Annotated in this window: 6 protein-coding genes; 2 read left to right on the top strand and 4 right to left on the bottom strand. The window is 71.0% G+C overall.

The features are described 5' to 3' along the window. Positions 1 to 52 precede the first annotated feature (52 nt). Positions 53 to 808 (top strand): lipoate--protein ligase family protein, encoded by a 756-nt coding sequence (locus tag NQ034_RS07310; protein WP_257047973.1) that lies wholly within the window; start codon positions 53 to 55, stop codon positions 806 to 808. A gap of 64 nt (positions 809 to 872) precedes the next feature. On the opposite strand, the gene topA is transcribed toward NQ034_RS07310, so the two are convergent. Further along, on the bottom strand, positions 873 to 3,755 hold the full coding sequence (topA, locus tag NQ034_RS07305) for a type I DNA topoisomerase (RefSeq protein WP_373456758.1): 2,883 nt from the start codon (positions 3,753 to 3,755) through the stop codon (positions 873 to 875). 85 nt (positions 3,756 to 3,840) lie between these two features. Between topA and NQ034_RS07300 the strand changes: the two genes are divergently transcribed. Further along, positions 3,841 to 5,205 (top strand): hypothetical protein, encoded by a 1,365-nt coding sequence (locus NQ034_RS07300; protein ID WP_257047966.1) that lies wholly within the window; start codon positions 3,841 to 3,843, stop codon positions 5,203 to 5,205. Positions 5,206 to 5,212: 7 nt separating this feature from the next. On the opposite strand, the gene NQ034_RS07295 is transcribed toward NQ034_RS07300, so the two are convergent. Genes NQ034_RS07295 through NQ034_RS07285 form a run of 3 tightly spaced genes read right to left on the bottom strand, consistent with a single transcriptional unit; the run spans position 5,213 to position 11,644 of the window. Continuing rightward, the gene (locus tag NQ034_RS07295; protein WP_257047965.1) at positions 5,213 to 6,835 is read right to left on the bottom strand and encodes a DUF7059 domain-containing protein; all 1,623 of its coding nucleotides are present in this window, start codon (positions 6,833 to 6,835) and stop codon (positions 5,213 to 5,215) included. Beyond that, positions 6,835 to 9,789, bottom strand: a complete 2,955-nt coding sequence (locus NQ034_RS07290) for a hypothetical protein (protein ID WP_257047964.1) — start codon at positions 9,787 to 9,789, stop codon at positions 6,835 to 6,837. The genes NQ034_RS07295 and NQ034_RS07290 overlap by 1 nt, the downstream gene beginning before the upstream one ends. Continuing rightward, positions 9,782 to 11,644 carry an HSP90 family protein gene (locus tag NQ034_RS07285; protein WP_257047962.1) on the bottom strand — a complete coding sequence of 621 codons (1,863 nt, stop codon included), beginning with the start codon at positions 11,642 to 11,644 and terminating at the stop codon, positions 9,782 to 9,784. Before NQ034_RS07285 ends, NQ034_RS07290 begins: the two co-directional genes overlap by 8 nt. Between the last annotated feature and the right edge of the window lie 6 nt (positions 11,645 to 11,650).

The raw sequence follows: 11,650 nt of genomic DNA, 5'->3' as shown, positions 1-11,650 counted from the left end.
GGCAGCACGGACGTAGAGCCCGCACAGCGCGCCGGATGGGTACGCTTGAAGCGTGCTACCCGAACTCACACTGTTGCCTATCGGCAGCCAGGACCCCCTGACCGCTCTGTCCCTGGCCCGTGTCCTGCTGGACCGGGTCCGCTCCCGCGAGCGCGGTGCCGCCCTGCGGATCTACCGTCCGGCGCCCACCGCGGTGTTCGGCGCGCGTGACCGGTTCCTGCCGGGCTTCCCCGCCGCGATCGAGGCCGCGCTGGACCACGGGCTGACCCCGGCGCTGCGCACCCTGGGCGGGCGGGTCGCCGTCTATACGGAGGGTTCCCTGGTGGTCGATCATGTGGAGCCGGCCGATGATCTGCTCTCCGGCACGCAGGAGCGGTTCACGCAGTTCGGGCTGATGTACGCCGCGGCCCTGCGCGCGGTGGGGGTGGATGCCCAGATGGGTGAGATCCCCGGCGAGTACTGCCCGGGTGAGCACAGTGTGAATGTGGCGGGGCGGATCAAGGCGATCGGCACGGCCCAGCGGGTGACGAACCGCGGCTGGCTGTTCTCCTCGTCGATCATCGTCACGGACGCCGCCCGGGTGCGCGCGGCACTGACCGACATCGAGGCGGCCCTGGGTGTGGAGTGGGATCCGGCCACTGGCGGGGCGATCGACGAGATCCATCCGGAGGTGACGGTCGAGCAGGTGCACGAATCACTCCTGGCCGCATACCGGGAGCACTACACCCTGGTCGCAGGCGACTTCACCGCGGCGGAGCTGGCCGCCGCGCGGCCGTACAACGACCGGCAGCGGCTGCCGCGCGGCTGAGTTCCGGCGCGCGGGCACCCGAGGGCCCGGGCCGACGGGGCGGACCCCGCCGGCGCGGGGGTGCTCAGCTCTGGCCCGCGGCCTCGGCCGCCTTCTTCGCCGCATTGGCCTTCCGGGTCGCGGCGGCTTTCTTCGCGGCGGCCGAGCGGGCGGCCTTCTTCTCGGCCTCCGTCTTCGCGGCCGTCGTCTTCTTGGTGGTCGTCTTCTTCGCCGGTGCCTTCTTCGCGGCCCCGCGCTTCTTCGCCGGGCCCTTGGCGCGTTTCTCGGCGATCAGCTCGAAGGCACGCTCCGGGGTGATCGACTCGACCGAATCGTCCTTGCGCAGGGTGGCGTTCGTCGTCCCGTCGGTGACGTAGGGGCCGAAGCGGCCGTCCTTGAGCACCACCGGCTTCTCGCTGACCGGATCGGCGCCGAACTCCTTGAGCGGAGCCGCGGCGGCCCGTCGGCCCCTGGTCTTGGGCTGGGCGTAGATCTTCTCCGCTTCCTCAAGGGTGATGGAGAAGATCTGCTCCTCGGTCTCCAGCGAGCGCGAGTCCGTGCCCTTCTTCAGGTACGGCCCGTACCGGCCGTTCTGCGCGGTGATGGCCACGCCGTCCGCGTCCTTGCCCACCTCCCTGGGCAGGCTCAGCAGTTGCAGCGCCTGGTCCAGGTCGACGGTGCCCAGGTCCATGGATTTGAGCAGCGATCCGGTGCGCGGCTTGACCTTCTTCTTGCCCTTGCCCTGTTCTGCTTCGGGGATGATCTCCGTGACGTAGGGGCCGAAGCGGCCGGTCTTGGCCACGATCGTGTGCCCGGAGGCCGGGTCCACACCCAGTTCGCGGTCCCCGTCGCCGGCGCCGGCGATGAGTTCGGCGGCCTTCTCGCGCGTCAGTTCGTCCGGGGCCAGGTCGTCCGGGACGGATACGCGCTTGGGATCGTCGCCCTCCTGCAAACCGCCGGCGGGTGCCGTGACCTCCAGATAGGGCCCGTAGCGGCCCACCCGCAGGGCGACTCCGTCGTCGATGCGCACCGTGTTGATCTCACGGGCGTCGATATCGCCCAGATCGTCCACGGTGGGTTTGAGGCCGGGGTGGCCGGCGGACTTGTCGCCGTAGTAGAAGTCGGCCAGCCAGTCCGCGCCGCGGCGCTCACCGCTGGCCACATGGTCCAGGTCGCTTTCCAGGTCGGCGGTGAACTGGTAGTCCACCAGGTCGCCGAAGTGCCCTTCGAGCAGGCGCACCACGGAGAATGCGACCCAGGTGGGCACCAGGGCGGAGCCGCGGTTGCGGACGTAGCCGCGGTCCTGGATCGTCGAGATGATCGCGGCGTAGGTCGAGGGCCGGCCGATCCCCAGCTCTTCGAGCTGCTTGACCAGGCTGGCCTCGGTGAAGCGCGGCGGCGGGGCGGTCTGGTGCCCGGCCGGGGCCGCGTGGGCCACGGACAGTGCGGAGCCCTCGGCGACCTCGGGCAGGCGGGATTCGCCCTTGGACGCGTCGTAGCGCTCCTGGTCGCGGCCCTCCTCGTAGGCGGCCAGGAAACCGCGGAAGGTGATGACCGTGCCCGAGGCGGTGAAGCCGGCGGTGCGCTCGGCACCGTCCGCTCCGGCCGGCAGCTGCGCTTCGATCCGCATCGTGGCGGTCTTGCCCTTGGCATCGGCCATCTGGCTGGCCACGGTGCGCTTCCAGATCAGGTCGTAGAGCCGGAATTCGTCGCCGGAGAGTTTGCCGGACACCTGTGCCGGGGTGCGGAAGGAATCGCCGGCGGGCCGGATCGCCTCGTGGGCCTCCTGCGCGCCCTTGGACTTCGCGGCGTAGACGCGCGGGGAGTTCGGCACGTATTCGGGGCCGTAGAGCTCCGAGATCTGGCTGCGCGCAGCACTGATCGCCTGCCCTGAGAGCATCGACGAGTCGGTACGCATGTACGTGATGTAGCCGTTCTCGTACAGCGACTGCGCGGTCCGCATGGCCTGGCGCGAGCTCATCCGCAGTTTGCGCCCGGCCTCCTGCTGCAGGGTCGAGGTGGTGAAGGGCGCCGCGGGCTTGCGCGAGTACGGCTTGGTCTCCAGCCCGGAAACGCTCAGCGCATCGTGGGCCGGGCCGTTCAGCGCTTCGGCCAGTCCGGTGGCGATGGCCTCGTCGAGCACCACCACATCCGACTTGGCCTTGAGCTTGCCACGGTCGTCGAAGTCGCGGCCGGTGGCCACCCGGGTGCCGTTGTAGCTGGTCAGGCGGGCGGGGAAGGGTGCGGCGTCCTTGGGTGCGACCGTGCCGTCGGGGGCTTTGAGTTCCACGTCCAGGTCCCAGTAGGACGCGGACACGAAGGCCATGCGCTCGCGTTCGCGCTGGACGACCAGGCGGGTCGCCACCGACTGCACGCGGCCGGCGGACAGGCCGGATCCCACTTTGCGCCACAGCACGGGCGAGACCTCGTAGCCGTAGAGGCGGTCGAGGACGCGGCGGGTCTCCTGCGCGTCGACCAGTGCCCCGTCGATCTCGCGGGTGTTCGTCAGGGCGCGCTGGATGGCCTCGGGGGTGATCTCGTGGAACACCATGCGCTTGACCGGGACCTTGGGCTTGAGCACTTCGAGCAGGTGCCAGGCGATCGCCTCGCCCTCCCGGTCCTCATCGGTTGCCAGATAGAGTTCGTCGGCGTCCTTGAGCAGGCGCTTGAGTTCCGCGACCTTCTTCTTCTTGCCGGGGTCGACCCGGTAGTAGGGCTTGAAGTCGTTCTCCACATCCACGGCGAACTTGCCGTAGGGGCCCTTTTTCATCTCCGGGGGCAGTTCCGAGGGCTGCGGCAGGTCGCGGATGTGACCGACCGAGGCCTCGACGTCGTAGCCGTCGCCCAGATAGCCGACGATCGTGCGCGCCTTCGTTGGCGACTCGACGATGACCAGGCGACGCGGATGAGAAGCAGTTGTGGGCACTGCGTTCCTTTCGACTTTTCTTGGACACGGATTGGTGCGCATTGGTGCGTCCGCAGCCCACCCTATATATAAGGTACCCGCTTGGCGAACGCGGGACACTCACCCTCCACGCAGGTAGGCTGGCCATATGGCTGATCTAAGTGCTGCGGATCTGCTCGACGGCCCGCGCGGCCGCAGGCTGGTCCTCGAGTTCCTCCAGGTGGCCTTGGGCCGGGTCTTCGCCGCGCACTCCGACGGCTCAGGGAAGCCGCTCGATCGCATCGGCAGGGAACTGAAGGAGCTGTTCTCCACCGTGGGCGAGGCCTCATATGCGCTGGATCCGGGCGCCGGTTCCACCGTGGTCCGGTACTCGACGCGCGAACCGCGCGACTGGGGCCTCTTCGGCCCGGGCTCCGGCCTGGTCTACAGCATGCTGCCGGCCGAGGCCCTCTCCCCCGACCCGGATGACGACCCCGACCCACAGCGGTCCGCGGCCGCCGCGGGTGCGGCACTCGGCCGCGCCCTGCGGCTGCTGGGCGAATTCGCACCGGCGGCGACCGCCGGAATGCTCGACGAGGCCTGGGGCATTGCGATCAACAACGCCCGCTACTGGCAGGAGCCCGACGGGGACGATCTGCTGGCGGAGAACCCACGGGTCGCAGCATGCCTGCGCCGGGTCGCAGGGCTCCTGGTGGACTCGGGCGCGCTGCACGGCTGGGAGGCCGTCTGTGATCCCGGTGAGCAGTTCGCCGTCGACTGGATCGAGGACGAGGATATGGCCGAGGCCGGAACCGGAGCCGGCACGGACTCCGCAGCGGGCACCGGCTCCGGGGCCCTTGCCGAGTCGGAACTCAATCCGCAGCCGGCCACCGCCGTCCTGCTGGACTGGTGGTCCCAGACGGTCGACGCCGAACAACGGGACCGCAAACACTTCAAACGCGATCCCGGCGCGATGGCCGGCGGGGAATGGTGGTCGTGCCCGCCGCGCAACCTGACCACCACCTCGGGCCCGTATCCCCTGGCGCCGGGGCCCAGCGAACTGTATCTGGTGGAGGATTCCTTCGACCCGGAGACCGCACGGGTCACCGCCTGTCTGCCCCCGGTCGGTTCGGCCATGCGGATCCACGAGATCCACACGCCCGAGGACTGGGTCGTCCTGGTCCGGCGCTTCCCCCTGGACGTCTCCGCCTCCCGCCGCAATGTCTGGTACCTGGCCACCGGCCGCGATGTCCGCTGGCTCATCCCGGACTGGCAGCAGGTGGCCGAACACTACGATGCCGTGCACGTGAGCCTGGCGGGCTATCTGCGCACCGCGGGGCGCGCCCTGCCCGTGGGCGGAATGGGCTGGCTGCCAGGTGACAAGCGGATCGGCCACGGCAATGAGGCGACCGTCATGGCCGGGTGGAATCCCGATGAGACCTTCTGGCTGCACGACCTACCCCAGCGGATGGGGCGCACCGTCACCTGGCGCTGGTGCGACGAACCCGATCCCGGCCACTGGGTCCGCGACTGACGCCGGGTTACTCCCCCGCGGGGTAGACGATGCCGGCGGGGATGAGGGTGTGCAGCTGTTCGGCCAACTGCGCGGTCAGGGCCGCAGCGTCCACGCCCAACAGTTGCGCCAGCGCCGCGCCCACCTGGCCCAGGGTCAGCGTCCCATCGGCCACCCCCACGAACCCGGCCAGCGCAGTGTCGGTGTCGAAGGTCCGCGCGAATCCCGTGCCCTGCTCCAGGGTGATCATCGTCGGCTCCTCGGCGCCCGGGGTGAAGTGCCGGTGCTCCGTGACATCGCTTGCGCGTAGGAACTTCGTGCCCACCAGCTCCGCGAAGTCCACACCGGCCAGCCACTGCAGCATGGCCAGCCGGGTGTCCAGGTGCAGTGCCAGCCCTGCGTTGTTCGCGCCCAGCGGCCCGCTGATGACTTCCAGGTGGCGCAGCGGCTCGCCCACACCGACTGTCTCGCCGGACTCTGCACTTTCGGCGCTCCCACTGGGCACCGACCCGTCCTCGGCCCGCTGCATGCGCACCCAGCCGAAGGCCACCTCGGACACTCCGCGTGCCCGGAAGTCCTCCAGCCAGGCGGCCGTGTCGGCGTTCCAGCGCCGTGAGGCACGCGGCACCCCGCCATCGCGAATCCAGGTCTCGGCATAGGCCACGGCGTCGAGCCGTTCGCGTTCGATGATCATCACGTCGGTGTCGTCGGCGGTGATCCAGGCCAGCGGATCGGACTCCCAGTTGCCCAGGAAGGCCGTCTGTCCCCCGGGACGCAGGTGTTCCGGCGCGCCGGAGAGGACCGCGCGCATCAGCTCATCGCCGGGCTTCCCGCCGTCGCGGTACTCCAGGGTCTGCGTGTGGCCCTGCGGGGTGATGACGAAGGGCGGATTGGACACCAGCAGGTCCACGGGTTCGTCCAGCGGCTCGAACAGCGAGCCCAACCGAGTCTCGATATTGTCCAGCCCTGCCAGGCCCGCGCCCAGCCGGGTCATCGCCAGGGCGCGCTCGGAGACGTCCGTGGCCACCACGCGCCGGGCATGCCTGGCCAGCAGCAGGGCCTGGATGCCGCAGCCGCAGCCGATGTCGGCTGCCAGTTCGACCGGCCGGCGCGGGGTGATCTCGACCAGGGTGCGCCCGGCCCCGCCCAGGCCCAGCACGAAATCGCCCGCGACCTCGCCGCGGGTCAACGTCCCGTGGTCGGAGAACAGGTAGAGCACATCGCCGGCCGGCCTGCCGTCGGGGAAGTACCGGGGCACGCCCACGGGCACCGCATAGGGCTTGAGGTCCAGGGTGGCGTGGATGCCGTCGGGCCCCTCGACCAGCAGGCCGGCGCCGCCGAGGTCCCGCAGCAGGTCGGCGCCGAAGGTCGCCTCCGCCGCGGCCCAGTCGACTCCGGCGTCGAGCACGAACAGCCGGGCCAGCACGGGCAGTCCGGCTTTGGCCCCGCGGGTGAACCACAGGGCCGGGGCGGCGTTGTTGCGCTCCAGGGCCGCCTCGATCCGGGTGCCCCAGTGCCCGCGCAGCCCGGCCGGGGTGAAGTTCGTGTCCGCGAGCACGCCGCGCAGCGCGGCCAGGGTGCCGCGGTCCGGCTCCGGCACCGCGGGGGTGGCCGGGGTGCTATCCGTCGGGATCTCTGCCGATTCCGCCATCATGCCTCCTCCATCGGTTCGTCGACGTCGATATAGGCCCGGATCCGCCCGGCCTCGACATTGCGGCCCAGCGTGGCCAGCACGCCGGCGTAGACGGTGGCGATCGCAGTGCGCGCGGGCCCGGGCACACCCACCACCTTGTCCAGGGCACCGGAGAGCACGTTCGCCGCATCCTCGAGTTGGTCCGCGGCGATCAGTGCCTGGGCCGCGGCGTATTCGGCATAGGCCGCGTTCTCCTCGTCACCGGTGCCCAGATAGCCATCGGCGGCCTGCAACAGCTGGGGCACCGCCTCGTCCGTGTGGCCCAGCCGCAGCAGGGTCCGCCCGTAGGTGTCGCGGGCATCGGCGATGTACCAGGGATGCAGCCCGGCCTCCTGCGAGTCCTCCAGCGCCGTGCGCAGCAGCTCGAGTCCGGCCTCATCGCCAAGTTCGCCCAGCACCCGGCCGACGTGGCGCTTGGCCGCCACCAGCAGGGTCGTATCGGCCGAGCGGGCGGCCAGCTCGAGCACCTGGGCGGCGAACCGCCTGGCCTCCGCCTCCTCTTCCGCGCGCAGCGCCAGGTCCATCAGCTGCCTGCCCGATTTGACGCCGAAGGAGATCGCGAACTGCGCGTCCTGATGCTCCGGGGCCTGTTCGGAGGCCGCCTGGGACACCAGCAGGGAACGCAGCCACGCGGTGTAGGCGGCCTGGTAGTACTCGCAGGCGTTCGCCGCCACCCCCAGCCAGTACTGGGACAGGGCCGTCTCCCCCGGCAGCGTCGACTCATCGGCCTCGAGCCCGTCGGCCAGGTCGCTCAGGAGGTCCAGCGCGTCCTCGGCCATTCCGGCCCCCAGCAGGCTCTCGGCCTCCCATACGACCATCTGGCTGTCCGCCGGCTGCCCGGCCTCCCTGGCCGAGGCATTGAACACGTGCAGGGCGGCGGCCACCTGCGGCCCGCGGTCGAGGCTGAACAGCAGCCGGGCGCGCAATCCGGTGACCTGGTGCAGGGGCAGCAGGCCACGGTGCGCCAGTGCCACGTCCGCGGCCTGGCCCGCCAGGCGGGCCGCCGCCTCGGCATCGCCGTCGATCTCCGCCGCTGCGACCGCGCGCAGATAGACCAGGTCGTAGATCTGCGGACCGCGGGGGCCCGCTTGCGCCAGGGCGTCGAGCAGTTCGAGCTGGGTCCTGCCCTCATCGGCGTCGATCGGCACCAGCCAGGCCGCACCGGTCAGTGCCGTGCGCACCACATCCGCATCGCCGGCCGCGGCTGCGACCAGGCGCGCCGTGCGGTAGAACTCGTAGGCCATGGATTCCATCTGCCCGCGGGTGGCGTCGTCGAGTGAGCGGTCGCCGGAGCGTGCCCGGAAGTTCCTGGCCTGGGCCAGCAGCAGCCGTGCCCGGCCCCGTCCGGTTTCGGTCGACTCCGACTCCGTTTCGAGGATCCGGCCGATCTCCTCCGCCTTGTCCTCGTCCGGCCCGCCCAGGGCCAGGTGCCCGTATGCCCGCTCGAAGGCGGCCTCGACCGGCAGGCCCAGGGCCTCATAGGCGGCGACGCGCATCGCCACCGTGTGGGCGATGTCGGCCGAGCGCGCCATCCGGCTCAGGTCCAGGGACTCATCGTCAAGGGCGCCGGCGTCCGCCGCGATTGTGTGCAGTTCGCAGGCCAGCTGCCATAGATAGAGCCGGTCAGCGGGTTCCGGGTCCAGGGCGAAGGCGGCCCGCAGCGCCCGGTCCGCCGCCGCCAGGTCCCCGTCGATCAGCCGCCAGGCCACCAGATCGGCCCAGCCGGCGGCGTCCTGCGGCTGGGCGGCAGGCTGTGGGGCCGCGGGCGGCACCTGGATCCCGAAGGGCAGGTCCCGGCCCTGCTCCACGCGGACCCGCGCCAAGTCGAGGCGCGCATGGAAGCGCCCGTTGTCGTTGCGGCGGTCGAAGGCCGTGGCGATCCGATCCGCCGTGGCCTCGGCGACCTCGGCCAGCTGGTCCACCGTGTAGGGCCCCGAGTGCTCGCCGAGCACCGGCACCAGGCGGGGGTCGTCGGAGCCGCGCACGGTCAGCGAGCCGTGGCCTGCCGCCGCGATGATCCGCAGCGCGGTCAGCAGATGGGTCAGCACGCCGAAGTGCCCGCCGACGTCCAGGGCGTCGTGGCCCAGCTGGGACAGGTGGCGCTCCAGCAGGGTCAAGGCCCGGGACAGGTTCCCCGTCAGAGCGCAGAACTCGATGTGCGCCGCCACCACCGGCAGCAGCGCATCGTTCTCCTTGGCCATCCGGTAGCCGGCCCGGTGGGCGAACAGCGCGTCATCGTCGCGTCCGGCGTGCAGCAGCGGCACCAGGACCGAGGCCATCACGGATTCTGGCTCCTCACCACAGCTGAACTGCCCGGCCAGGATCTCGTCGTAGTACTCCAGGGCCCTGGCCTCGTCGCCGCGCTCCAGATAGTAGTCGACCAGTTCGGCGCGCTCGCAGGCCTCGCAGTGGCTGTACTCATCGCGCTGCGTCATGGTCAACAGCTGCCTGTACTCCTCCGCCATGTCCAGATCGCCGGTCCGGTAGGCCTGGGAGAAGCGCGCCTGGTAGACCCCGGACAGGCCCACGCCCTCGCGCCGGTAGCGCTGTTCCATGTCCGCCAGCGCATCGGAGACGTCGGCCAGCCGGAAGGCGGGATTGGTGGCCAGGGTCGCAGGGATCCACTTGTAATACCAGAGCAGATCGCAGTCGTCGACCACCGTCGGGAAGCGCTGTGGGTCGGACTCGTTGTGGGTGACGCACCAGGCGAAGTTCTGCAGCACGCCGTCGACGTCGCCGCCCATTTCGGCGAAGGCCACCAGGCGCATCCGCACCCGGTATTCGGTCTCCTCGTCCCCGGCCTCCCGCACCAGTTCCAGCGCCTCGTCGAGCAGCGCACGACCGGTCGGACCGAAGGGCAGCGCGTCGACGCGGGCCAGCAGCTCGGCCGGGCCCATGTTCTGTTCACTCATCGCCGCTCCCCTCGACGGTCCCGTCCCCGGTCCCGTTGCCAGTCGGGTCCGGGCTCTCGTTGCCCGTCGGGTCCGGGCTCTCGACGCTCAGCGTCACGATGTCGGTCAGCGCCCGGTCCAGAATCCGCCGGTCGCCGCGCTCCAGGCTGCGCCGACCGGCCATCAGCGCCTGGACGTAGAGGACCCGCACCGTCGGTGCGAAGGCCGGTCCGGTGGATTCGGCCAGGGTGCGCACCAGCCGGTTGTGCCAGTTCAGGCACAGGCGGCCCACGGGCCCGGCCGGGGCCGCGGCCAACTTGCTCAGCAGGGAACCGAACAGGCCGCCGGACTCCCGGGCCACCTCGGCCCTGGTCGTCTGTTCGAGCACCTGGCCGTCGACGACGTAGACGGCCGCGACGTCTGCCGGGGCGAAGCAGCGGACCGTCACACCGGTATCCACATCGTCCAGGGCCGCGGTGCAGCGGGCCTCGAAGGCGGTGACCGCCGGGCGCTCGGCCAGCGGCGGTTCGGCCAGGGCGTCGACCAGCTCCGTCGCGCTGGCCGGCACCACCACCGCGCCCGGCACGATTTCGGGCAGCCGGTGCAGCAGGGCCTCGTCGTAGACGTAGCCGGCGTTGACCAGCGGGGCGTCGGGGGCGGCCAGCGGGCTGAGCTGCCGGAATTCGTCGACACTGGTCGTGTAGCGCAGCCGTGGGTGGGCGCGCACCAGGTCCGTCAGCAGGGCGGGGCCGGCCGAGGTCTCGAACCGCAGGTGCGGCAGCAGCAGGTCGGCGAGTTCCTCGTCGTGGACGGCCACCGCTTTGAGCCCCAGCTGGTGGATGGCCAGGAATTCGCTCAGGGCCGCCGGCCGGGTGGCTGCGATCGAGAGCACCCAGCGGCGCAGGGTGTCACCGATCGCGTCGCGCGTCAGGTCGAGGGCGGCGTCCTCGATGAGCGCCTCGCGCGCGGCGGTGGGGTGCAGACCGGTCGTGTTGACGACGCAGCGGACGAAGAAGCCCCATTCGGGCAGCAGATCGTCCAAGCGCTCCGACAGCAACATCCCGCCCAGATAGGCGCGGGTGGCCTGCCGGGCACCGGGTGCCGGGGCATAGGGCAGAACGTAGGCGACACCCGTGGTACCGGTGGCGGGCACGTCCAGCGGGATCGCCTCGATGGGCCGCGCGCCGATCAGCTCCTCGCCCAGCTCCAGCAGCGCCGAGGCATCCGCCTGGGCCGGATTGCAGAAGACGGGGGCGCGGTTGATCCGCTGCTCCCGGCCGTCGACGCGCACCACGTCGACCGGGGTGGGCAGGTACTCGCCGAAGCGCCGGGCCAGTTCGAACACCGACTTCTCCCTGGCCAGGTCCGCATCGTCCCCGCGCGGGCGCAAACGCACCCGGGTGCCCACCGGCATGGGCTCGTCCGTTTCCCGGACCGTGAACGTGCCGTCGGCCCGGCCGGTCCATGCCACACCGGGACCGCCGGCGGCCGAACGGCTGAGCACCGTGATCTCGTCTGCGATCATGAAGCACGACAGCAGCCCGATGCCGAACTGTCCCAGGCGGTCCGACCTGGGCAGGTCCAGGAAGTCGCGTTTGGACGAACGGCCGACGGTCGCCAACAGGTCCGAGACCTCGGCGCCGGTCAGGCCGATGCCGTCGTCGGCGACCTGCAGATAGTCCTGCCCCGGCCCCAGCGGGGTGATGATCATGCGCGATCCGCCGCCGTCGGCCGCGCGGCGCGCGGCGATCGCATCGTGGGCGTTCTGCATGAGTTCGCGCAGATAGACCTGCGGGCCGGAGTAGATGCTGCGCGACAGGAGTTCGACGACCCCGCGCAGATGCACTTGGAAGGGCCGGGTAAGTTCGTTCGTCACCCATCC

The sequence above is a fragment of the Brevibacterium moorei genome (assembly GCF_024580735.1).
GTDB classification, from domain to species: Bacteria; Actinomycetota; Actinomycetes; order Actinomycetales; family Brevibacteriaceae; genus Brevibacterium; species Brevibacterium moorei.
Note: the sequence above shows the minus strand (reverse complement) of the source record. Positions and strands in the feature narration are given on the sequence as shown.

What these genes read in the sequence shown, in the direction of transcription:
- topA (WP_373456758.1), bottom strand. Translation starts at nt 3,755, where the DNA reads ATGCGCACCAATCCGTGTCCAAGAAAAGTCGAAAGGAACGCAGTGCCC.
- NQ034_RS07300 (WP_257047966.1), top strand. Translation starts at nt 3,841, where the DNA reads ATGGCTGATCTAAGTGCTGCGGATCTGCTCGACGGCCCGCGCGGCCGC.
- NQ034_RS07295 (WP_257047965.1), bottom strand. Translation starts at nt 6,835, where the DNA reads ATGGCGGAATCGGCAGAGATCCCGACGGATAGCACCCCGGCCACCCCC.
- NQ034_RS07290 (WP_257047964.1), bottom strand. Translation starts at nt 9,789, where the DNA reads ATGAGTGAACAGAACATGGGCCCGGCCGAGCTGCTGGCCCGCGTCGAC.